Annotated in this window: 21 protein-coding genes; 4 read left to right on the plus strand and 17 right to left on the minus strand. The window is 72.3% G+C overall.

Annotation, left to right across the window (positions count from 1 at the left end; all coding sequences use genetic code 11):
- Nucleotides 1–80 precede the first annotated feature (80 nt).
- From BX266_RS26565 to BX266_RS26630, 15 genes are all read right to left on the minus strand, one after another.
- Nucleotides 81–1007, minus strand: a complete 927-nt coding sequence (locus BX266_RS26565) for a hypothetical protein (protein ID WP_099903821.1) — start codon at nucleotides 1005–1007, stop codon at nucleotides 81–83.
- A 34-nt stretch (nucleotides 1008–1041) separates the two neighbouring features.
- Nucleotides 1042–2166, minus strand: coding sequence for a hypothetical protein (locus tag BX266_RS26570; protein WP_099903823.1), 1125 nt, complete (start codon nucleotides 2164–2166; stop codon nucleotides 1042–1044).
- Nucleotides 2163–4079, minus strand: coding sequence for a glycoside hydrolase family 15 protein (locus BX266_RS26575; RefSeq protein WP_099903825.1), 1917 nt, complete (start codon nucleotides 4077–4079; stop codon nucleotides 2163–2165). The genes BX266_RS26570 and BX266_RS26575 overlap by 4 nt, the downstream gene beginning before the upstream one ends.
- Nucleotides 4080–4124: 45 nt before the next feature.
- The gene (locus BX266_RS40960) at nucleotides 4125–4628 is read right to left on the minus strand and encodes a hypothetical protein (RefSeq protein WP_099903827.1); all 504 of its coding nucleotides are present in this window, start codon (nucleotides 4626–4628) and stop codon (nucleotides 4125–4127) included.
- A 38-nt stretch (nucleotides 4629–4666) separates the two neighbouring features.
- On the minus strand, nucleotides 4667–5599 hold the full coding sequence (locus tag BX266_RS26585; RefSeq protein ID WP_120314400.1) for a hypothetical protein: 933 nt from the start codon (nucleotides 5597–5599) through the stop codon (nucleotides 4667–4669).
- On the minus strand, nucleotides 5596–5886 hold the full coding sequence (locus BX266_RS38870) for a hypothetical protein (RefSeq protein WP_180290619.1): 291 nt from the start codon (nucleotides 5884–5886) through the stop codon (nucleotides 5596–5598). The genes BX266_RS26585 and BX266_RS38870 overlap by 4 nt, the downstream gene beginning before the upstream one ends.
- On the minus strand, nucleotides 5883–6383 hold the full coding sequence (locus tag BX266_RS38875) for a helix-turn-helix transcriptional regulator (RefSeq protein ID WP_180290620.1): 501 nt from the start codon (nucleotides 6381–6383) through the stop codon (nucleotides 5883–5885). Before BX266_RS38875 ends, BX266_RS38870 begins: the two co-directional genes overlap by 4 nt.
- Before the next feature lie 26 nt (nucleotides 6384–6409).
- The gene (locus BX266_RS26595; protein WP_099903829.1) at nucleotides 6410–7927 is read right to left on the minus strand and encodes a Mur ligase domain-containing protein; all 1518 of its coding nucleotides are present in this window, start codon (nucleotides 7925–7927) and stop codon (nucleotides 6410–6412) included.
- A gap of 92 nt (nucleotides 7928–8019) precedes the next feature.
- Entirely contained in the window at nucleotides 8020–9384 is a 1365-nt protein-coding gene (locus BX266_RS26600; protein ID WP_099903831.1) for a glutamine synthetase family protein, read from the minus strand.
- A complete protein-coding gene (locus BX266_RS26605) occupies nucleotides 9381–10889 on the minus strand; it encodes an amino acid permease (protein WP_099903833.1) in 1509 nt (502 codons plus the stop codon). Before BX266_RS26605 ends, BX266_RS26600 begins: the two co-directional genes overlap by 4 nt.
- 62 nt (nucleotides 10890–10951) lie before the next feature.
- Nucleotides 10952–11926 (minus strand): hypothetical protein, encoded by a 975-nt coding sequence (locus BX266_RS26610; RefSeq protein ID WP_099903835.1) that lies wholly within the window; start codon nucleotides 11924–11926, stop codon nucleotides 10952–10954.
- A gap of 157 nt (nucleotides 11927–12083) precedes the next feature.
- The gene (locus BX266_RS26615) at nucleotides 12084–12368 is read right to left on the minus strand and encodes a hypothetical protein (RefSeq protein ID WP_147437106.1); all 285 of its coding nucleotides are present in this window, start codon (nucleotides 12366–12368) and stop codon (nucleotides 12084–12086) included.
- A gap of 304 nt (nucleotides 12369–12672) precedes the next feature.
- Nucleotides 12673–13311 (minus strand): HAD-IA family hydrolase, encoded by a 639-nt coding sequence (locus BX266_RS26620; RefSeq protein WP_099903839.1) that lies wholly within the window; start codon nucleotides 13309–13311, stop codon nucleotides 12673–12675.
- 30 nt (nucleotides 13312–13341) lie between these two features.
- Nucleotides 13342–14544: a helix-turn-helix transcriptional regulator gene (locus BX266_RS26625; protein WP_099903841.1), complete on the minus strand. Its 1203-nt coding sequence runs from the start codon at nucleotides 14542–14544 to the stop codon at nucleotides 13342–13344.
- Between the two features lie 192 nt (nucleotides 14545–14736).
- A complete protein-coding gene (locus BX266_RS26630) occupies nucleotides 14737–16062 on the minus strand; it encodes a hypothetical protein (protein ID WP_099903843.1) in 1326 nt (441 codons plus the stop codon).
- A gap of 228 nt (nucleotides 16063–16290) precedes the next feature.
- Between BX266_RS26630 and BX266_RS26635 the strand changes: the two genes are divergently transcribed.
- Genes BX266_RS26635 through BX266_RS26645 form a run of 4 tightly spaced genes read left to right on the plus strand, consistent with a single transcriptional unit; the run spans nucleotide 16291 to nucleotide 20496 of the window.
- On the plus strand, nucleotides 16291–18126 hold the full coding sequence (locus BX266_RS26635; protein ID WP_259464861.1) for a nucleotidyltransferase domain-containing protein: 1836 nt from the start codon (nucleotides 16291–16293) through the stop codon (nucleotides 18124–18126).
- On the plus strand, nucleotides 18123–19238 hold the full coding sequence (locus BX266_RS38880) for a hypothetical protein (protein ID WP_180290621.1): 1116 nt from the start codon (nucleotides 18123–18125) through the stop codon (nucleotides 19236–19238). Before BX266_RS26635 ends, BX266_RS38880 begins: the two co-directional genes overlap by 4 nt.
- Nucleotides 19235–20026 carry an SDR family NAD(P)-dependent oxidoreductase gene (locus BX266_RS26640; RefSeq protein WP_180290622.1) on the plus strand — a complete coding sequence of 264 codons (792 nt, stop codon included), beginning with the start codon at nucleotides 19235–19237 and terminating at the stop codon, nucleotides 20024–20026. Before BX266_RS38880 ends, BX266_RS26640 begins: the two co-directional genes overlap by 4 nt.
- A 35-nt stretch (nucleotides 20027–20061) precedes the next feature.
- Entirely contained in the window at nucleotides 20062–20496 is a 435-nt protein-coding gene (locus tag BX266_RS26645) for an NUDIX domain-containing protein (protein ID WP_099903845.1), read from the plus strand.
- A gap of 123 nt (nucleotides 20497–20619) precedes the next feature.
- On the opposite strand, the gene BX266_RS26650 is transcribed toward BX266_RS26645, so the two are convergent.
- Together BX266_RS26650 and BX266_RS26655 are read right to left on the minus strand one after the other, a co-directional pair.
- A complete protein-coding gene (locus tag BX266_RS26650) occupies nucleotides 20620–20901 on the minus strand; it encodes a DUF397 domain-containing protein (protein WP_259464862.1) in 282 nt (93 codons plus the stop codon).
- On the minus strand, nucleotides 20898–21755 hold the full coding sequence (locus tag BX266_RS26655; RefSeq protein ID WP_099903847.1) for a helix-turn-helix transcriptional regulator: 858 nt from the start codon (nucleotides 21753–21755) through the stop codon (nucleotides 20898–20900). The genes BX266_RS26650 and BX266_RS26655 overlap by 4 nt, the downstream gene beginning before the upstream one ends.
- Nucleotides 21756–21922 lie beyond the last annotated feature (167 nt).

Here is a 21922-nt window from a genome sequence, read left to right on the forward strand (position 1 = left end):
AGGGGCGGCCGCCGCGTTGCCGGGTTCGGGTTCCGCCGGACCCGGCCTGGGGACGTTTGTGCGGACAGCTCGGCGGGGTGTCAGTGGCGGACGGCGTTCACCTCGCGGTTCAGCACCTCCCGCAGGGCGTCGAGGTTCCAGGAGGTGGTCGTGACGAGGTGGTCGGACAGGGCCCGGGTGGCAGGCTCATCGACGGTCTCGGCCCCGAGGAAGGCGGACAGGCACTCGCCTGTGCCGTAAGTGCGGTCGATGGGGCTCAGGCCGGCGGGCGGGCAGTCCGCCTTGGGCACCCGCTGGCGGTCCTTGTTCGGGCCGTGCTGGGTGGTGGGGAGGTAGGCGCATCGCTGGCCGAGTTCACTGTCCGCGTAGCGTCCCAGGTCGATCATGCCGCCGTAGCGCAGGATCCGGTCGCAGCGGTCGTCGGGCCGCCACACCCCGTCCTGGCCGAGCACCGAGCGGTTCTGCGCCCACGCCCGGTCGGCGACGTTGTCCAGCGTGAGCGGCGCGCGGCCCTGCGACCAGTCGTTCCAGTCACCGCTGGCGAAGCCGACCCGCAGGTCCTTGAAGAGTTCCGACAGCTCGCGCGCCTGGGCCTCCCGGGCGTTGGGGTCGGAGTATTTGGCGTGCACGGAGGCCACGATCAGCTTGCGCCGGCTGAGGTCCCCGGTGACGGAATCGCGCATGTAGAGCTTCGCGGTGGCGGGGCGGTGCCGGATCATGGTCGGCACCGGGATCCACTCCGGGTCCGGGGCGAACAGCTCGGCGTCGTAGAAGAGGGCGTTGCGGCTGCCCGGCCGCCGGTTCTCGGGCGCCGGGACGTAGACGAGCCCGAGGCGCTCGGCCACCTCCTCACCCTGCCCTTCCTGGAGTTCCTGGAGGGTGAGCAAGCGGGCGCGCACGCCGCTGGTCTGCTCGCGCTGCTGCACCCAGTCCACGAACTCGCGCAGGTGACGGCCGTGTTGGAGGTTGGCGTTGACGTGTTCGAGGACGGATTGGGCGGTAGCCATGTGAATCCTTCGCGGTGGTGATCGGGACGGCCGGTTACCCGGCGGCCAGGGTGGCGGTGGCGAGGCGGATCGCTTCGGCCAGGCGGGAGCCGGTCCTGGCCGGCACCGGCTTGGCGCCGAGGCCCGCGGCGTCGGCGATGCGGGTGAGCGCGGCCCGGTCCTCCCCGTCCAGGTGCTGGGCGAGGCGGTGTTCGAGGAGGGCGGCGGCGCTGTAGCCGTCGCGGGAGGAACGGGCCCAGTCGGCGACGTAGCGGTGCAGGCCGTCGGCCGGTCTGCCCGCCGCCGCGGCCACGTCGACAAGGGCGAGCCACAACTCGGTGTCCCACAACGGGTCGTGGCAGCGGGGCTCGATGGCGTCGTGGGCGCTGAACATCGCGTCCAGCAGCACGAGCACCTGGTCGCTGCTGGTGTCCTGGCCGATCAGCGCGCACAGGACGCGCAGCAGGGCCGCGACGACGCGCTCCCACGGGGCGAGGAGCCGGGTGCCGTCGATCAGGGACCGGGCCAGGTCGGTGCGGCCCTCGGCGGCCATGGCGACGATGGCGATCTGACGGGCATCGAGCAGGCCGGACTGCGGGCTTGCCCCGCGGGCGGTCTTGGTGTGGAAGTGGGCCTGCGCCCAGCGGCCCTCAAGGGCCAGGGCGCGGGCGCCGTGCTCGGCCTGGACGGCGGCCCACCAGCCGCCGACGTCCTCGCGGTCGTCGTCGGCGGCGGTGAGCTGGGCCAGCGGCAGCGGCCCGTGGGGCAGGGCCGCGGCGTCGTCCTCGGCCAGGGCCCGGGTGATCTCGGAGAGCAGGACCAGGGCGTCCTCGGCCCGGCCGGCGCGCACCAGCAGGGCGGCGGCCGTTCCCTGCGGCGCCAGCGCCCGCCGGGCCGCTTCCGCGGTCAGCGGCCGGCGCGCGGTGCACAGCCGGGTGTGTGCCGCGCTCAGCTCGATGGCCTCCGGCAGGCGGCCGAGGTCGGCCAGTAGCACGGCGGCCTGCTGGAGAACGTTGCCGGCGCTGACCGTGCTTCTCTTGCTGGAGGCGCGGCGGGCGCGGGTGAGCAGATCGGTGACTCGCTGGTGCAGCGGCGGCGCGGTCCACCTGGTCCGCGGGGTCAGCGGGAGGCGGGCGAGCACGTCGGCCACCGGTCCGTCCGGCACGAACGGCGTGCTCACGACGCGGCCTGCGCGAGGGCCAGCTCCCGCGGGGCGGTGCTGTGCTGGGCGGCCTGGAGGTCCAACAGGGCGGCGAGCAGTGCCTCGTGGCTCATGCCCTGCGGGAAGTTGCCCTGGTGGCGCCGGTCGAGGGAGTCGGCCTGCTCGGGCAGCAGGCCCAGGTCGGTGCGGATGCCCAGCAACACCTCGATGCTCTCGCGGGCCCCTTCGGTATCGCCGGTCAGGGCGCGGGCGGAGGCCAGCCAGGCGGTGCACGGGAGGAAGGTGCCCTCGTGGCCGGGCAGTCCGTCGATGTTGGCCGCGTTCTCGTGGGTGGGGTAGCGCTCGACGAGGCCGAAGGGGCCCGCGCCGAGTTCACGGGCGACGGCTTCGACGGTGCCGGTGGCGAGCGGGTCAGCGGGGTCGAGGAGGCCGGTGGTGAGCGCGTGCAGGACGGAGGCGTCCAGGTCGGTGCCGCCGCAGACCTGGGTGAGGGTGCTCCGCCGCGGGTCGGCCCCGGCCTCCCGGACGGTGATCCGCACGTACACCGCCAGGACCTCCAGGCGCTGCGCGGTGGCCAGGTGGGCGCCGTAGCGGCGCAGCAGCTTCACCGCGCGGTCCAGGGCGACCCAGCACCAGATCCGGGAGGAGGTGTAGTGCTGCGGGGTGCCGCGGCTCTCCCACATCCCGCAGTCGCGCAGGTGCCACGTCTGCTCGACCTGGAGGGCGAGCCGGAGCGCGTACTCGACCACATCGGGGCCACCGGGCAGGCCGTGCAGCTCCATCTCCCAGAGGGTGTCGAGGAGTTCGCCGGGGACGTCGAGCTGGAGCTGGCCGTCGGCGCCGTTGCCGACGCGCACGGGGCGGGCGACGCCGAGGTGGCCGGGCAGGTGGTCCAGAGTCCGCTCCGCGGTGTCGGTTGACCCGTCGAGCCGGTAGAGCGGGCGCAGGGCGGCCGGGTCGGTGTGGGTGAGGATCCACTCGCGCCAGGCCAGGGCCTCCTCGACGAACCCGTAGTCCAGGAAGGCGCGGACGTACCAGGCGGTGTCGCGCGGCCAGAAGAACCGGTAGTCCCAGGTCCTCCACTCCTGCTCTTCGTCCGGCGCGGCGGTGCCGGGCAGGCCGCGCAGGAGGCGTTCGGGCAGGCTGGTGGTGGGGGCGGCGACGAACGCCCCGGTGGCGAGGTCCTGCATGGCCTTGAGCGTGACCAGGGAGCGCAGCGCGGCGTCCCGGTAGGGGCCGGTGTAGGTACAGGCGCTCGCCCACTCCTCCCACCAGGCCAGCGTGGCGTCCAGTTCGAGGCCGGTCGGCGGAGTCGGCACCGGGTCGCCGGCGGCGCACCAGGTCAGCGCGAACACCCGCTGCTGGCCGGCTTCGAGGGCCTCCTCGGCGTAGTGGCGGCCGTAGAGGTTGAAGTGGAAGGCGCCGTCGAGCCAGTAGGTGTCGGCCCCGTCGGCGAACTGGATCCGCGGGGTGCCGTAGGCGACGGGGCGAAGCACGGGGGTGTTCGCGCCGTAGCCGGGCCGCACCGCGATCTCGGAGGCGACGGTGACGCTGCCCTCGGTGCACGCGGCGATCCGCATCAGCTGCGCGGGCGCGTAGCCGGTGGCGTCGGGCGCGACCAGGAAGTCGGTGACGGTGAGCGTGCCGGTGAGGGTGTGCCAGGTCTGCTCCAGCACCGTGCTGGAGCCCACGTAGCGCCGCGAGTCGGCGCTCGGCGGCGCGGTGTCGATCACGGCGGGCCCCACCCGCCAGAAGCCGTGCTTCTCGGGGGCGTCGCTGAGCAGGGAGGTGAACACCGCGGGCGAGTCGAAACCGGGCATGCACAGCCAGTCGACCGTGCCGTCGGGAGCGGCCAGGGCGGCGGTGCGGCAGTTGCCGAGGAGGGCGTGGTCCTCGATGCGGGCCGGGGCCGCGGAGGTGCGGGTGGTCATGGAGGAGGTCCTGTACTTGGGCGGGAGTTGCTGTCGGGGGGCCGGTCAACGCCGGGCGGCGCGGTCGGCGAGGGCCGCGAGGGCGGCGTGGACGGTGGCGGGAAGGGTGTCGGCCGGATCGCTGCCGACGACCACGACGGTGCCCGGCTCGGCGAGCAGACCGGCCGTGTAGACGGAAAGGATCCGGTCGGCGGTGATCGCGTTCCAGAACAGGACGGCGGAGCACTTGGGGACGTTGCGCTCCTGCCAGCCGAAGGGCCGCCAGGCGTCGTAGGGACTTCCGGTGGGGTTGAGCGAGGGCCTTGGGTTGAGCACCGTGCCGGTCCAGCCCAGTTCCCGCAGCAGCCGCACCGCCGCCAGCTGCCAGTCTGGGCAGTCGACGGTCTTCCCGAACAGGTAGAGCGCCGGACTGCCGTCGGGCAGGTAGGGGGCCGGTGCCTCGATGTAGTGCAGGCCGCGTCGGGCGGGAACGGGCCCGACTGACTGCCCGGGGGCGGTCGGCGCGAGGGCGGTTCCGGTGGGCGGCTGATTCGGGTGGTGGGGTGTCATCTCTTCTTCGTGGGAACGGGGTTTGCGGAGGATTCGGGTCAGTGCAGTGCGTCGACGAAGCCCGACAGCCGGGCGGTGGTCCGGTCCGGCTTGAGGTAGGCGTCGCGGTGCGGGATGGCGTCCTCGGGGATGGCGCGGATCGCCAGCCCGATTGCGACCGCCTGCTCAGAGGTGCGGGCGCCCAGGGCCTTGACCGCTGCGTTCCGGCGGTCCTCCGCTACGTTGCGGTTGAGGCCCAGGTGGCGCGCCGCCTGGGCCAGCGTGCTGTCGATGGCGGCGATCAGGACGTCGAGGTCGTCGGGCCGCGGGTCTCTGGGAGGCGCGAGGGCCGCTCGTACGGCCATGGCCGGGTCCAGGTAGCCGTCCAGCACGTCGTGGCCCACCAGGTGTGCCGGCCTGCGGCATCCACGGCTCTCCGCCAACGAGTTGAGGGCTTCGAGCACGGCGGCGCGGGTGTAGTGGGACCGCTGCGCGATCTCCTCCATCGTTCGGCCCGCCACGGCCAGGACGAGCATCGCCTGTATGAGCGGCGACGCCGGCACGGGGTGCTGGGGCGCACCGATCATTCGGCCGCAGACGCTGGCCAGCAGCCCCGGCACCGGGACGACGAACTCGGCCGCCTCCTCGGGCACCACCACCGTCACCGCACCCCGCTGAAGCGGAGGCTGCTCCGGCCGCTCGTCCTCCTCCAGCACCTCGGTCCACAGCTGCTGCAGTCCGCGGCGCCTGTACTCCGCGCGCACCGACCGGGCCTGGTCCGCCCCGCGCAGCAGCACGGGAAGGCCGGCCTTGCGGGCGTGCGCCAGGAGCCGGACCAGCGGCGGTAGCTGGACGCGCGAGGCGAACGGGGCGGCGCTGAGCAGCGCGCGGGCGCTGACGACCACGCCCGGATGCGTCCGCAGCAGGCGTCGGAACAGCTCGTCGGACTCGTACGGTGCGACCTGGGACTCTTCGGCGAAGATCTCTCTCATCGACGCCACCGGCGGGTGGTGGTGCGGGTGCGGCCCTGACCCGGACGGCCGCCATGGGTTTCGTGCTGGTGGTACGGGGTGGTGAGGGCTTGCGGCACTCGGCGGCGAAAGAGCCATTCGGTGCCCGCCGCCGCAGCCAGGACACCGGCCGTGAACAGGCCCAGCCAGGCTGGCCGAGCCTGGTCGCGGTGTTCGACGAGGAACGCTCCAGCGCCGCCGGTACCCGTGCCGAGGAGGAAGCAGACGATGGCCGTCGCGGCACGGCGGGTGGGGCGGGGCGCGTTCACGCGGCACTCGCTCCGGCGCGGGCGGCGGGCAGCGGCTCGTTCGGCCAGCCCGGCATGATCACGGACAGGAGGACCGTTCCGCTGAGCACGGCGGCGACGGCCAGCTGGGTGCGTCCGGCGGCGCCGAACTGGTGGGTGATCGTCTTGATGTAGGTGCGCAGGGTGGCCGGGGCGACGCCCAGCTCCTGGCTGATCTCCAGGTCGTCGGCCCCGGCGACGAGCGCGTCGAGGACCTGCCGGTGCCGGCGGGTGAGGTGCGGCCGACCGGCCGGCGCCGTGTACGACTGGTCGGTCACGATCCCGCAGGCCGTCGCCCAGGCCGCCAGGTGGACGGTGTTCCTCGTGCCGGTGGCGGCGTGCAGGTCGGCGATGGCGGCGTCGACGTCGTCGAGGCCGAGCTGGGCTCGCAGGGTTCTGCGGGTGGTGCCGGTGACGATGTGCCGGACCAGGTCGGCTTGGTCGGCGTCGAGGTTGTGGAGGGGGCGGTCGGTGAGCACGTGGTCTCCTTGCCGGTGAGGGGCGGTCAGGGGGTGGTGTCGAGGAGGGCGAGCAGGCGCTCGGCGACGGCGGGTGCCCGGTGGGTGCCGATGACCAGGACCACGTCGCCGTCCTTCGCGTGGCCGGCGACGATCTCCTCGGCGCTCGGTGAGCTCGGGCCGGTGCGGACGGTGTGCACCCGCTCGGCGGGCAGGCTCTTGCGGGCCGCCGCCGCTACCGCCTCCAGCGGGTCCTCGACGTCGAGGACAGGCAGCCCTGCGGCCACCGGCAGCAGCACGGCACGGTGGCCGCGGTCCAGCGCGGCGCCGAGGGAGTCCGCTTGGACGCGGGTGCGGGCATAGCCGTCGGGCTCCAGCACCGCGATCACGCTGCCCCGGTCGGCGAGTTCGCCGGCGGCCTGCAGGTCGCGGGCGACCTCGGAGACGTGGCGGGCCCGCGAGCGCACCACGGTGACGCCGCGCCGGGTGCCCAGGCGCTGCATCGACCCCTCGACGCCGCCGAAGCGCGCCAGGCGCTGGGCGAGAGCGTCGGGGTCCTCGCCCAGTACGAGGGCGGTGGCCACCGCGCAAGTCGCCATCACCGCGTGGTGAAGGCCGGTCGCGGGCACCACCGAACGGACCTTGGTCTTCCCGTAGCGCAGTTCCGCCCAGTAGCCGCCGCCGTCGACCCTCTCCAGCTCGGTGATCCGCACGCCGCATCGGGAGGAGTACCCGACGGTGACCACCTCCGGGCCTACCCGGTCGGCCAGCCGCTCGCGTAGGAACGTCAGCGGCTTGTTCCACCACGCGATGTCCGGGACGACGACGGTGCTCGCGGTGCGGGCCTGGTGCTCGGCCATCGCCAGCGCCGCGGGCAGGTCCTCGTGGTGCGGCGCGGTGGGGTCGATGGCGGTGATCAGCATCGCGGCGGGAGCCGGAGTGGGACGGGCCAGGGCACCGGGCGGAAGGTAGGCCGGGGAGGCGGGGACGGTCTCGTGGGTGGCGGTGTCGGGCGAGAAGTCGACGACCAGGCGGGCGGCGCCGTGATGCCCGGCCGGAGCGTCGGGGGCAGGGGTGTTGAGGATCCAGCCGGTGCGGCCGTCGTCGAGGAGGTGGGCGAGCGCGGCCGAGGCCGTCGCGGTGCTGTGGCTGCCCCACACCGCCGCCAGCCCGCTGCCGCCGTCGAACTCGGCGCAGGTCAGCGCGAGGGCGTGGCTGCGGGCGAGCACCGGGACGCGGTGTGAGAGGGCCGCGTCCAGTTCGGGGTGCGGGCGGGCGACAGCCCGCGACCACACCATCGCGCTCAACTCGCCGACCTCGGCCTCCGCCAGCTGGCCCTGCACGCTCACCCCGGCGGCCCGGAGCCGGTCCGCGACGCGCCCACCCACCTCGTCGGAGTGGGCACTGCCGCTCACCCGCGCGCCGCGCCCGGCCAGGTGCAGGGCCAGGCCCTCCATGCCCGCTTCGGTGATGCCGACCAGGTGCACCACCGACAGGACAGCGGGAAGGCCGGCGGGGTCGGGCTCCGTGCCGACGGCGGCGGTAGGCGTTGCGGTGGTGGCCATGCTGCTCTCCAACGTGCTGAACGTGCTGAACAGGGGAAGGGGGTGGTCCGGCCCGGCCGGGCCGCCGGGGAGGTGCGCGGCCGGGCCGGTGCTCAGGACTGGGCGAAGCCGCGGGCGATCTCGGCCGGGCTCACCAGCGGGGCGTGGTGGTCCAGTTCGAGGCGGGCGAGAGCGGCCAGGTGCGCGACTGGCGGCACATCGAACAGCTCGGCTATCGTCCGGTCCGTCTCGAACTCCCGCACCGCCGAGGCGAGATCGCGCGGCAGACGCCACGCCTTCGCGTCCTGGTAGGAGTCGCCGCGGGCGGGCTCGGGCGGCACCAGACCGTCCGAGATGCCGTGCCGGATACCGGCGAGGGCCGCGGCCACCGCGAGATGCGGGTTGGCGTCCGCGCCCGGCACCCGCACCTCCAGACGCCGGCTGCTGCCGTGGCCGACCACCCGCACCGCGCAGGAGCGGTTGTCCCACCCCCACGTCGCCCGCCTCGGCGCGAAGCCGTGGTCGCGGGCCAGACGCCGGTAGGAGTTCACGGTCGGCGCCCACATCGGCCCGGTCACCGGCAGCACGTCCAGCAGCCCCGCGACCGCCTGCCGACCCGTCTCGGACAGCAGCTCCTCACCGCCGCCGGGGGCGAACACGGACGCACCACCGTCCAGTCGGTGCAGCGACAGGTGCAGGTGCAGACCCGAGCCGGTGCCGGTGAACGGGGCCGCCATGAACAGCGCAGACATCCCGTGCCGCTCGGCCACCACCCGGGCGGCGTGCTTGAACAGCAAGTGCTGCTCGCACGCACGCGCCACCGGCCCGAAGGGGAAGGTGACCTCCACCTGGCCCGGCGCGCCCTCCAGCTTCAGCGCCTCGACCGGCAGGCCCGCCTCCGCGAGCACCCGCCGCAGCTCCCGCAGGAAGGCGGCGACGTTCCCCGGCAGGTCGAGCGCGTAGTCCAGGTTGCCGAGCGTCGCCGGGCGCGGACGCCACCCCGAGCGCTCGGCGTCCCGCTCACTGCCCTCGACCAGCACGAACTCGCACTCCAGCCCGACCATCGGAGTCAGGCCCATCCCGAGGAGCCCGGCCGCCTGCTGGGAGAGGACGCCCGCCGGGGACAGGGGGTGCGGCAGGCCGTCCCGCAGCGGCGTCGCCCACACCAGGGCGGTGCCCGGCAGCCACGGCAGGAGCCGCGCCCGCTCCACGTGCCAGGCCAGTTCGATGTCGCCGAACCCGGACTCCCACGACCACGTCCCGCGCTCGGCGGGCGTCATGCCCAGGTCCGTGCCCAGCAGGTAGCCGCACACCTCGCTGGAGACCGGCTCCCGCCCCAGGCGCGCCCGAAGGGTGCCGGCGCCGAACAACTTCCCCTTCAACCGGCCCTGCACGTCCGCCACCGCGACCATCACCGAGTCGACGCCGCCACCGTCGATCAGGTCCACCAGCGGGCCCTCGGGCCCCGGCGCGCTCACACGACCTCCTCGGACAGCTCGACCAGTTCGGCCGACTGCTGCACGGGCGGCGCGTAGTCGTACCGGCCCCGCCTCCGCCACCACAGCGCCGCCAGAGCCAGCGCCGCAACGGCCGCGACGGGCGCGTAGTTGAACGTGGAGACGTTCACCGGGTAGGACTGCGGCAGGCACACCAGCACCGTCACCAGCGCCACCCAGCCCACCGCGATCCACCCGACCAGCCGCCCCCGGCGGCCCAGGTTCCACGGTCCGGGCCGGAACGGGCTGCCCTTGCGCAGCCGCAGGTAGACGGGCACCGCGTACGCCGGGGTCATGCCCACGACGTTGATGGCGGTCACCGCCCCGTAGGCGACCGGCGACCACAGCGACGGCAGCGCCAGCACGAACGCCGCAACCACCGACAGCCACACCCCCGCCACCGGCGTACCGGTGCGCTCCGAGACCCGGCTCCACATCTCCGATCCGGGCAGTCCCTTGTCCCGCGCGAACGCGAACACCATCCGGGAACTGGCCGCGGTCTCCGCGTTGCCGCAGAAAAGCTGCGCCACGATCACCACCAGCAGCAGCGCCTTCGCCCCGGCCGGGCCGAGCGCGTCGAGGAAGATCTGCGCGGGCGGCACGCCCGTCGGGGAGTTGAGGACGGTGTCGTAGTCGCCGATGGCGAGCACCAGGCCGGCCAGCAGCACCGCGCCCGCGATCCAGGACACCCAGATCGAGCGGACGATCCCCCTCGGCGCCGCGATGGACGCCTTCGTGGTCTCTTCCGACATGTGCGCGGAGGCGTCGTACCCGGAGAAGGTGTACTGCGCCAGCAGCAGGCCGAGCGCGCTGACGTAGATCGGGTTGCTCCAGCCGGTGTTGTTGACGAAGTGGTCGACCAGCCAGTCGGCGCTGTTGTGGTGGTCGGGCACGACGGCCAGCGCCCCGACGATCAGCGCGACACCGCCCAGGTGCCACCAGACCGAGACGCTGTTGAGTACCGACACCAGCCGCACGCCGCGCAGGTTCAGCCCCGCGTGCAGCAGCAGGATCACCGCGAAGATGCCCAGCAGGCCCAGCGCCGTGGGCTCGTAGCCGAACTGCATGTTCAGCAGCGCGCCGACGAAGGAGGCGGCGCCGTAGTCGATGCCGCAGATCCCGCCGATCAAGCCGAGGAGGTTGAGCCAGCCGACGAGGAACCCCCAGCGGGGGCCGCCGAGGGCGTGCGCCATGTAGAACAGCGCGCCGCTGGTGGGGTAGGCGGAGGTGACTTCGGCCAGCGCGGCGCCGACGAACATCACCATCGCGCCGACGCCGATCCAGCCCCAGAACATCACCGTCGGACCGCCGGCGTTCAGGCCGAACGCGAACATCGTCATGCAGCCAGACAGGATGCTGATCACGGAGAAGGAGCTGGCGAAGTTGCCGAACTCGCCCATCCGTCTCGACAGCTTGGGCTCGTAGCCGAGCCGCCGCAGGTGCTCCTCGTCGCTCTGGAGCGACGGCGCGGCGTGGGCAGGGGACATGGTGAGACAACCTCCATACAGAGAAGGGGGATGGTGAAGTCGGGACGGGGTGGGACGGGAGGTCAGGCCAGGGCGGTGGCGCGGCCGGCGAGAGCCTGCTGCCGGGCGGTCCGCATCAGTTCCTCGCCCTTCTCCGGTGAATCGGCGACGTGTGCCCACGGAGTTTTCGAGGCGAACTGGCCCAGAGCGGTGAACACTTCGGTGGCCGCGCTCATCCGCACGCCCGCCCACAGGGCGTGCGCGAGGTAGCTCAGGTCCGCCACCGGCCACGAGCCCGGCTTCGCCGCCAGCCAGCTCTCGTAGGCGCGCCGGGTGTTGGAGACGTGCGGCTCCCGCAGCCACTGCCGGCGCACCAGCGCGTCCCGGTAGTGGGTGAAGCGGTACTGGTCGACCGACACGTACAGATGCAGGGCCGCCAGCGGCGACCCGGCCGAGGCCCGTGCCGCCGCAGTGTGCACGAAGTCGACTGCGGCGGCGCGGTTGCGCTGCTGCCAGTACCGGAGCATCCGGTGGTGCGCCTCGCGGCTGTCGGGGTCGCGCCGGAGCGCCTCCCCGAGCAGCCCCCACGGACCGGGCGGCAGCAGTGGATCGCCCGAGAACACCCGGTGCTCGGGACGGTCCTGGCCATGGTCCAGCGAGGCCAGGGTGAGCAGGCACACCCACGGGACCGGATCCAGCGGGTCCGCCTCCGCTGCCGCCCAGCACGCCTCACGGGCCGCCTGTTCCAGCTGCCGGGCTTCCGGGCGGCGGTCCTCGGCCGCCAGGAGGGCGTGCTCGACCAGCACCCGCGCCTGCAGGAGGTTCAGCCCCGGGGCGGCCGGGTGCTCCCGAGCCCAGGCGGTGAGCACCGTCGACCGGGCCGCGGCCACCGCCAGTACCTGCGTACGCGACGTCCACAGACCCGACGCCCGTGCGGTCCCGGACAGCAGCCGCTCCGTCGACATCCACCGGCCGCGCACCAGGTCGTCCACGGCGCCCTGGAGCTCAACGTCGAATCCTGCGGGGTGGTACACCGGCCGGAACGTAGACGCGGTCATCACTGGCTCTCCTTTCTGGGCGCGTTCATGACAGGTCACTGTGTGGTGTTCAGGGCTTGGTGATATGCCCGAGTACCGTCCGGACGGTCCTGCGTTCTCCCAGGCGGCGGGCGATCATCAACTGCCCACGATCCAAATGGATTCAGCCGCAGATCCTCTACGGTCCCGGCGTGTTGAGCGTTTGAGCGCCTAGCGGCGACTGGCCGCTGGACGTAGCGGGGACCGGAGGTGCAACCGGCCCGTCGAAGAGTCCTGCGGCCAGGAACCAGCCCAGCTCGCCGAGGCCCACGGCCAACCGCTCCCATTCCTCGGAGCTGGAGGCCACCATCGATCGGGTCCGCATCACCACGCCTCGGGCGGCGCCCGCTGCGAGTGCTTCCTCCACGGCGCGCCAGCCCTCCCGCTCCTTCAGCGGGAGTTGCTGACCTCTGTCGGTGAACACGGCGGCCACCACCCACTCACGGGTTTCTGCGTACTGGCGGCAATGAGCCTCCAACACGCCGTCCGGGTCTCCGCCTGGAGAGGCGATATAGATCGCTACAGGGACACGGCCTGGCGATCGAGGTACATCCGAAGGCATGCCTCTACTGTCCCGCTTACCCCTGTCCAGGCGAACCGGCGAGCCGTACGACTTTGGAAGATCGCGGGCGGGTGAAGTCGTACGGCGTGTAGGAGTCCGGTTGCGACACGTGGCAGTTCGCGCACAGGGCGTGGGACTCTGCTGCCCATCGGCCTCGAATTGGGCCTCAGACGCGGGTGGCCGGGCTCGACTCCACGGGATCGAGGCCCAGCAGTTGGGCAACGCGGGCGGCGGTTCCGGGGCCGTCGGCGAGCACCGTTGTGATCCCCAGTGCCTCGGCGGGTGCCAGGTTCTGCCGGTGGTCGTCCACGAATATGCAGTCGGAGCCGGCCAGGCCCATCCGTTCCAGCGTCCGCTGGTAGATCGCCGGGTCCGGCTTCGCGAGCCCCTCGATTCCGCTGATGACTCGCACGTCGAACAGGTTCCAGACTCCCGTCGACTCGTACGGGTGGTAGGGGTCGAAGCCGTAGCTGTTCGACAGCAGGGCAGTCACGACTCCTGCGGATCGGGCCTGTTGCACCAGCTCCACCATCTCGGCCACGGCCCGCACTCCGCTGTGGGCGCGCCCCATCAAGTTCTCACCGGCAACGCCCATGAGCGCTGCGGTCCGAGCGTTCCACTCGGCCTGCTCCATGCGGCCCAGCTCCAGCTCCACGTACAGCGCCCGGCCCGCCGGATCGTCCTCCAGCATTCGTCGCCAGGCATCCGCCGGCAGCCCTTCGCTGGCACACCATGCCCGCGCGGACTCGCCGATCGGAGTGGTCACGACTCCGGCGAAGTCGAGGATCAGGCCGCGGTAGGACAACGTGCGCTCCCAGGCTGAGGGATCTGGTGCTCACCGGAGGGTCGGCGAGGTCCCCAGGATCTCAGACAGCTTCCGGATCCGGGAGTTCCCGGCGCGGCTGGCCCTTTCGATGATCACGCCGGGAATCGCCTGGTGCTTGGCCCACTCGGGGTGCGCCGAGCAGACCTCCAGCAGTGTGTCCAGGGAGGTGTCCCACTGGCGCGAGTCGCACTGCGCCAGCGCGATGTCCAGTTGCATCCGGTTGTGCGCGGCTTGCGTCAGGCCGGAGGCGTCGAACCGCCGGGAGATTTCCAGCGCCTTGCCGGCGTTCCCCAGGGTGACGTTGATTCCTACGGCCTGGGCGCCCGCGTAGGACGGCCCGTATTGCATCCCGTTGCCGAAGACATCGCGGCCCAACCGTGCGGCCACGGCATGGGCCTGGGAGAGGAGGTCCGCCGCGCGGTCGGAGTCTCCGAGCCGGGAGGCCGAGACTGCCGCGAAGATGATGTTCTTCCCGTAGGCGGCGAGCAAGGCGGGCTCCATCTCGGAGAACCGCGGCTCTGCACGCACCGCTGCGGCTTCGGCTTCCCGAAGTGCCTGCTCCACCCGGGCGTCTCGCAGCAGCACCCGTGCCCGTGCGGACCCCAGCATGCTCCGCCGTACCGGGTCTGCTGCCAGGTCAGCGTGCCGGATCGCATGTCCGACCGAGGCGTACGCCAGGTCCCTCGCACCGAGAAAGTTGGCGATCAGACCAGCCGCCCGGAAGGCGTCCGACAACAGGCCGTTCGCAGCCGCTTCCTGGCCGGCTGTGGCTGCCTGGGCGAAGAGGGCCACCGACTGCAGGAACGGGACGACCAGCGAACCCGCCTCGGCGTAGTCCCCGCGCCAGTACACCCGCCACATCCGGTCAGCAGCCTCGACAAGATCGGCGTGGCCGGGAGAGACGCCTTCCGCAGGTTCGGCGAGCACGCCCGCAGCGGTGTCGTGGACAGTCCTGGAGAGTTCCCGAAGCATCGAGCGGCCGTCGCGCCCCATCCCTCGCCGAGGAGCCTGGTGTCCGAGGATCACGGACACGTCCGAATGCAGTGCCTCCGCAAGGCGAAGCAGCGTCGGCAGCGACACGTTCTTGTCCTGCTCGACCTTCTGGATCGTGTGCTTCGACAAGCCGCTACGCTCCGCCAGACTGGTTTGGGTTTCCTTTCCACGGAGCATCTTGATCCTCTCGCCCGTGGTGAAGTCCTGCCACTGACTCATCGCTCGTCCTCTCCACTACGTTCGAACTCGGACCGTACCCGTCAACTCCCCTTTCTGAAGGCGTTCTTCGGAAAGAAGCACCGCAGGGAAGCTTGATCGCGTGAGATGGCTTTCTCCGGGTCGAGCGAGTACGTCCGATGGTGGCGCCGTCGGGAAGGGGCGAGCCCGGCCAGGAGAAGCGACCCTGCATGATCAAGTAGAGGAGCTGATGGTCTTCAGGAAGTCGTCGACGCCGGGCGCCTGCCGGTAGGGCTGAAACACAGTGCCGAGGGCAGTGATCTGCCGAAGGCAGCGGGTGGCGCCAAGACGCTGGGCGAGCGAGAGAGCCTGCTGTGCGGTGGTAGCGGCGTGGTCGATCTCGCCCTGGCGGACCAGGCTTTCCGCCTCGTAGGTGAGGAAGACGGCGCGGGTCTTGTCGCGGCTGGCCGGCAGCAGGTCGATGCCTTGGGTGATCTGGTGGTGGGCGGGGCCGGGTTCGCCTAGGTCGATGAGGCAGCGGCCGGTGTCGATGGCCAGGTCGGCGTGGCTCATCCACGAGCACCAGGCCGGTGGTGTGCCGGTGGCGATGCTGAGCGAGTGTTCGGCGGCGTCGATGGCGCGGCGGGCGGCGCGGGCTTCGCCGGTCATGGCGTGTGCGCGGGCCTTGCGAAGGCTCAGCAGGGAGCGGGCGGTGGGGTCCTGGGTGCGGGTCAGGGCGTGGTCGAGGACGTCGACGGCCGGGGTGCCGTTGCCGAGCCACATGCTCTGGTAGGCGAGGTCGGAGAGGATTCCGGCGCCGCGGTCGGTGTCGCCTGCGTGGTGGGCGGCGTGGAGGGCGGCGTTCCAGTAGTGGGCGGCGGCGGTGTGGTGTTCGTGGTCGAAACGGATCCAGCCGAGGGTCTGGGCGAGGGAGGAGGCGAGGAGTTGCAGGCGGATGCCGACCGGTTCGGTGTAGGCGGCGTCTTCCAGGAGGCCGACGACGGTGTCGTAGTAGCTGTCGAGGAGTTGGGCGGTGTGCCGCCAGTCCGGGGTCGCCAGCCCGGTGAGCTGCTGGACACTGGTCTCCAGCCAGCCGACGAACTCGGGTGCGACCGTCTTCCCGTCGGTGGCGGCCTTGGCGAGGGCGGGGTCGAGGGTGGCCCAGTTGGCGGCGAGGGTGACAAAGACCGTGGGGGCGAGTCCGAGGACGGTGCGGCGGTTGAGCATGGCGCGGCGTTGGGCCTCTCTGAGGGCGGCGACCGTGTCTCCCGTACCCAGGAGCATCGGAGGGGTCTCGTTGCCCGGCAGCCAGTAAGGCCAGCCGAGGAGGGGGACGAGGGCGGGGTCGACGCCGAACGCTTCGGCCATCAGCTGCTGCGACCAGGCGCTCGGTGGGTTCGCGTCGGGCTGTTCCCAGGTGTGGACCTGCTGCTTGGTGGTGCCGGAGCGGCGGTCGTGGCGGCGTGCGGCGGCCCGCATCGCCGCCGCGAGGTCGGCCAGCGACATGTCCGTCACGGCCCTGGCGACGGCGATCGGGTGCTGGTGCCGGTGCGCGTCCACCCGTCCATCTCAGCACCGCGCCGGGTGTTCGCGGGGCGAAACGCGGCAGGTTCCATGACGCCTCCATGACGGCTGAACCCTGTTACGCCACAGCGGGGTTGGGCTGTACTCGCTCCTCCGGGCCCGACCGGTCCGGGGAATCAACGGCTGCCGTGCGGAGGTTCGGGATGGACGACAGGACGACGGTCGCGGTCAGCGGCGCGGACAACACCGGCAAGACCAAGCAGCTTGGCATCCTGGCGCGCCGCCTCGGTCCGGCTGCCGAGCCGGCGGGGCCGCTGGACGCGCACGACGCGCTGGGCGCAGATCGTGGAGCGCGGGATGGGCGCGTGGTGGTGGCAGGACGCGCCGGTGGAGGAGGTCGCCGATGTCCTGGCCTGCTCCTACCTCGCCCGCTCCCGCCATCCGGCGGCCGACGGGGCGGCGCTGCGGCTGGTGGACCGGGGCCTGCCGATGCTGGAGGCGTCGCTCGCCGCGACCGCTGCGGTCCGTGAGGACCTGGACGCGCGGCGGGCCGCCGACCGGGCCCGGCAGCTGCTGGAGCCGTTCGCCGACGAGCTGCGCGCCGCCGAGGCACGCGAACACGGCGTCCTGCTGCTGCACGACGAGGACCCCGAGGCCGGTACGCGCCTGAGCCTGTCCCACGAGGCCAGCGTCACCGACACCTACGCCTCCTACCAGCGCCACCTGCACGAGCAGATCCACCGCCTGGCCGAGCAGGGACGCTTCGAGGACGTGATCGTCGTCGCCGGCCGCCCGGTCGTCGCCGTCCAGGACGAGCTGCGCCGCCTGCTGCACCCGCACCACCCCGCGGTGCCTGCCCGGTGCCTGCCCGGCGTCGACGTGGTCGCGCTCGGCGGCCTCTCCGAGAGCGGCAAGAGCACCACCGGGGAGTACCTGCGCACCCGCCACGGCCACGACCGCCTCAAGATCGGCCACCTGATCGACACGGCCGCCGCCCACGCCGGCATCCGCGACCCCTACGCCCTGGCGCCGGTGGTGCGCGCCGAACTGCTGCTGGACGGCCTCGACCGCTACACCGCCGCGCACCACTACCTGAACCGTCTGACCATCGAGTCCCTGCACGAGTACGACGTCACCGCCGAGCTGCGCCGGATGCTCGGTGATCAGCTGTCCGTCGTCTACGTGGAGGCGACGGAGGAGCTGCGGATGCACCGTGGCACCGCGGGCCCCGAGGACGTGCGGGTGCGCGACGAGGTCAAGCGGGCCCGCGGCGCGGAGCGGATCCGGACCATCGCCGACAGGGTGATCGACAACAACGGCTCCCGGCTTGCCCTGGAGCGCCGCCTCGACCGCATCGCCCTGGACGCCGTCTGGCCGACGGCCGCGCCGGTCGCCACCCCGGTGAACACGCTCGGCCTGCCGGTGCCGCTGGAGGCGTTCTTGACGGTGCTGCTGGAGCGGGCCACCGGCGGCAGCGAACCGCTGATCGAGCTGCTGGCCGTCACCGGCAGCGGCGCCCGCGGCAAGTACCAGCACGGCTGGAGCGACCTGGACGTGTTCGTGATCGCCGAGCCCGACCGCACAACCGAGTTGCACCAGGTCCTGGAAGGCGTGCGGGGCGAACTCGGGCAGGTGAAGCTGGGCTTGACCGTCCTGTCCCTCGCCGAGTGCCGGGCGGGCGCGGTCACCTCCCGCCTGCTGCACGTGCTCGCCCTGCTCGGGTCCGGCGCCCTCCAGCCCCAGTGGGTGCGTCCTGGGCTGCTGCTGCCCGCGCCCCGACTCGCCGACGACGTCGCCGCGAGCGTGAAGGCCGGCGTCCAGGCCGCCGTCGAGATCCGCCGCCAGCTCCTCAAGGGCGCGCCCGACCTGCGGGCCCTCTACAAGATCACCGCGCTGCTGGCCAAGGTGCTGCTGCGCTTCGAGGGGGTGGAGCGCGCCAGTGACGACGAGGCCCCGGCCGACCTCGCCGCCCTGACCGGCACCGACGCCGCCCTGCCCGCCAAGGTCCGCGACGAGCGCCCCGCCGCGTGCGAACTCGCGCGGCTGGTCCTCGCGCAGTGGGCGCAGACCATGCCGCCCGCCCACCGGGAGGCGGCGTGAACACCATCGAGCAGCAGGTGTTCCGCAAGCGGATGCCCCGCCGCGCGGCGACGGCGGAGGAGTTCGGCTGGCGCCAGCTCGCCGGCCGCCTCCAGGCCCCGGTCCTGCACGCGCGCGTCCCGGTCGGCGAAGCGCACGACGAGCTGCTGTACGAGGACGTGTTCGCCTCCGGCCGCGCCCGGCACCTGCTCGGCGACCTCATCGCCACCGCCGACGACGACCCGACCACGGTCGGCGCGGTCACCGCCCTGGTCGACGCCGTCTGCGACGACCTGGTCGCCGCGGTGGCCACCAGCGGGCGCACCGCCGCCCTGGCCGAGTGCGTCCCTGGCCTGTACGCCGAGCGGATCCTGCCTGGGGGCCGCATCGACACCTGGTGGCTCGATGCGGTGCTCGGCCTCACCATCACGGGCGGTCCGGAGCTGCCCGCCGTGCGGGAGCTGGCCGGGTACACCGTCACCGTCAACGGCACCCGCCTGAGTCTGGACGTCCCCGCCGCGATCCGCGCCGCCCGCACCGCGCTGGCCCCGGGCGGCCGGTGGAGCACCGCCCTCACCCAGGGCGACCCCACCGAACCCAACATCGCCGACTCAACCGCTGGCGGGGCGTGCTGGCTTGACTTCGAGTACGCGGGCCGCAACATCGTCGCCGGGGAGATCGCCAACCTGCTGTGGTACCTGCTCGCCCTCGGCGGCTGGCTCGTCCCGCTCCACCAGCGCGACACCTACATCCGCACCCTGCACCTGCACCTGCCCCCGGCTGCCGTCCCCGCCATCCGGCACGCCGAGATCTCCACCCGCCACCGCCACCTCGACCTCGACTACACATGGCCCACCGGCCCCGGCCGCCGCGCCGCCCTCACCCGCCTCCTGCACCGCCTGGCCGGCGACCTCGGCGCCGCCGCCCATCTCCCGCCCGGCCGCGAACTCGAATCCCTACAACCGTTCCTGACCGCCCGGATCCTCGGCGTGATCCCGCCCGCGCTGCTCGGCGACGACGACCTGCTGCTGGTCTTGGCCAAGCTCGCCGAAGTCCAGTCCGCCGCAGACCAGTTCACCCGCACCGACCCGCTGCCCGCCGCTCTCTCCTCCTCCCTGCTGGAGCGACCGTGACCCTCCTCGCCATCGAGCAACCCCTCGCCGTCCGCCCCCTGCAAGGCCGCACGGCCCTGGTCACCGGAGCGGCCACCGGCATCGGCGCCGCCACCGCCCGCGCTCTCGCCGCGGCCGGAGCGGCTGTCGCCATCGCCCACTTCGGCCAGATCCGCCAGGCTCGCGCCATCCTGGACGCTGTGCGCCGCGCCGGAGCCGACGGTGTCGAGATCAGCGCCGACCTCACCGACCCCGAAGCCGCCGCCATGCTGGCCGCCCAGGTCCGCAACGAACTCGGCCCGGTGGACATCCTGGTCAACAACGCCGGCGCCTACCCGCGCCTGTCCTGGGCGGAGACCGACGAAGCCGCCTGGGCGGCCGCGCTGGAGATCAACCTCACCGCCCACTACCGCACCTGCCGGGCCCTCACCCCCTCCATGGCCGAACGGGGCTGGGGTCGGATCCTCAACGTCTCCTCCGTCAACGCCCGCACCGGACGAGCGGGCCTGACGGCCTACAGCACGGCCAAGGCCGGACTCCTCGGCCTCACCACCTCCCTGGCCAGGGAACTTGGACCGCACGGCATCACGGTGAACACTGTCCTCCCGGGAGCGATCCAAGTCGACGCCGAGAACGACCTCCCCCAGCATCACCGCGCCCGGCCCGAGGACCAGATCGCCCGGCAGAGCGTCCCCCGCCGGGGCCAACCCGACGACGTCGCCGCCGCCATCGCCTTCCTCGCCAGCCCGGCCGCATCCTTCATCACCGCCCAGTCGTTGCACATCGACGGCGGCTGGATGCCCCACTGACCTACCCACCCCCGACCACCACGAAGGACACCGCCATGAAGCAGCGCGTCCGCGCCGTCCTGCTCACCGACCACGTCACCATGCTCGTCATCAACCGCATCCGCCCCGGCATCCCCCCGTACCAGGTCCTCGTCGGCGGCGGCGTCGAAGACGAGGACACCAGTCACAAGGCTGCCCTGCTCCGCGAGATCCGCGAGGAGATCGCCGGCGAGGCCACCGACCTGGACCCCTTCTACGAGCTGACGAACGACCGCGGTGAGACCGAATACTTCTACACCGCTCGCATCAGCACCTGGAACTTCGACGACCGCACCGGACCGGAGTTCTCCCGTGACGACCGTGGTGAGTACCTCCTCGAAGAGGTTCCCCTCACCTCCGACGCGGTCGGTGCGCTGAACCTGATGCCGCCCGAGATCAAGACCACGATCCTCGACGCCTTGGAAAAGGGCACCCTGCTCACAGCGGCGTAGAAGCAGCAACCCCAGCGGGGTTGTCGGGCGAGGGTGGCTCAACCCTCGCCCGGCCCAGTTTTCTGTCGAGTCGACCAGCGATTCCATGGCGAGCCGGCGCCGCTGGCCAGCACCAGCGGGGCGCTACGAGGTAGATGTGGCCTTGCGGTCGAACCGGCCGTTCTTCGCCCCGTCGATGAAGGCCGTCCATTCGTCCTCGGAGTAGAGCTGAGGGGAGTGGTGCGGGTTGAGGGAGTCGCGGGTGGCCACCAGGCCGTGGTCGAGGAACGCGACCTCCACGCAGTTGGATCCGCCGGTGCTGTTGCTGAACCATGCTGCGTGTTCCAGCTGGTGTGCGACCCAGGCCGGGTCGAGGCTGTTCTTCTCGTCGGCGGTGACGGTGCTGTCGGCGGGAGGGCGGTTCACGTTAGGTCCTTGGCGATTCGGGCGAGGAGTTCCAGCGATTCCTTCGGCGGCAGCGCGTCCGTCTTGAGGTGGTCGCTGATGGTGCGGTAGTCCGCGACGGTTGCGGGGTCGGTGAGGTGGAGAGCGGCCCTCATTCCTTCGATCGTGACGGAGTGGTGGCCGGTGGGGAAGGTCCAGGCCATGAAGGGGCCGTCGAATCCGGCGTGCGCGCCGTGGGACAGCGGGATGACCTGGATGACGATGTTCGGGTGGGCGCGGGCGAGGTCGATCAGGTGGAGGGCCTGCGTTCGGGCCGTGGTCCGGCCGCCGACTTCCTGACGCAGCTGGGCTTCCGTCAGGACGGCCCAGATCGGCAGAGGCGTCTTGCGGGTGAAGGCGGTGTGCCGGCAGTTGCGGCGTACCGTGATGAACCGCTGGACGTCCTCCTCGCCCTTCGACGGTCGGCCGGCGAGGATCACCTGCCGTTCGTAGTCGTCGTGCTGCAGCAGGCCGTGGACTCCCACCGGTGACCAGATGAAGAGGCCGTCGGCGAGTTCCAGGTTGACGAGGTAGTCGCCGAGAGGGTCGTCCGCGATCCCGGGGTACTCCTGGTGCCAGTTGGGGTCGCGCGCGTTGCGTACGAGCTCGCGCCAGAAGTCCTGGACCTTCGGGTCGGTGATCCCGAGGACGGCGAAGAAGTGCGGGAGCTGCTGCGGCTTGATGCCCTGGGTGCCGTTCTCGATCTTCGAGACGGTGGACGCGCTGTTGTACCCGAGGTTGGCGGCGGCCTCGTCCAGGCTCCATTCGAGACGGTGACGGGCATGCCGGACCTCCGTGCCGAGTCGGCGTCGCCGCGGTGTCGGCTCGACGGCCACCTGTCCACCTCCCCTTTCTGGGACAGGTTAGCGGTTGGTCCCAGACCCGCATATGCCCGTTTCCCGAAAAGGACAGGGTTTCCTTTTCGACCCTCTTGCCGTTCGCCTGACGTAGCGTCATCATCGTCTGACGGTCCGAAGTGGGAGCGTGCACCGCGCAGTTGGTC

Source organism: Streptomyces sp. TLI_171, assembly GCF_003610255.1.
Taxonomy (GTDB): Bacteria; Actinomycetota; Actinomycetes; order Streptomycetales; family Streptomycetaceae; genus Kitasatospora.

Bases quoted from the DNA above. Each gene is read 5' to 3' on its own strand.
- BX266_RS26605 (WP_099903833.1), bottom strand. From the start codon at position 10,889: ATGTCCCCTGCCCACGCCGCGCCGTCGCTCCAGAGCGACGAGGAGCAC.
- BX266_RS26565 (WP_099903821.1), bottom strand. From the start codon at position 1,007: ATGGCTACCGCCCAATCCGTCCTCGAACACGTCAACGCCAACCTCCAA.
- BX266_RS40960 (WP_099903827.1), bottom strand. From the start codon at position 4,628: ATGACACCCCACCACCCGAATCAGCCGCCCACCGGAACCGCCCTCGCG.
- BX266_RS26610 (WP_099903835.1), bottom strand. From the start codon at position 11,926: ATGACCGCGTCTACGTTCCGGCCGGTGTACCACCCCGCAGGATTCGAC.
- BX266_RS26595 (WP_099903829.1), bottom strand. From the start codon at position 7,927: ATGGCCACCACCGCAACGCCTACCGCCGCCGTCGGCACGGAGCCCGAC.
- BX266_RS26625 (WP_099903841.1), bottom strand. From the start codon at position 14,544: ATGAGTCAGTGGCAGGACTTCACCACGGGCGAGAGGATCAAGATGCTC.
- BX266_RS26575 (WP_099903825.1), bottom strand. From the start codon at position 4,079: ATGACCACCCGCACCTCCGCGGCCCCGGCCCGCATCGAGGACCACGCC.
- BX266_RS26645 (WP_099903845.1), top strand. From the start codon at position 20,062: ATGAAGCAGCGCGTCCGCGCCGTCCTGCTCACCGACCACGTCACCATG.
- BX266_RS26585 (WP_120314400.1), bottom strand. From the start codon at position 5,599: ATGAGAGAGATCTTCGCCGAAGAGTCCCAGGTCGCACCGTACGAGTCC.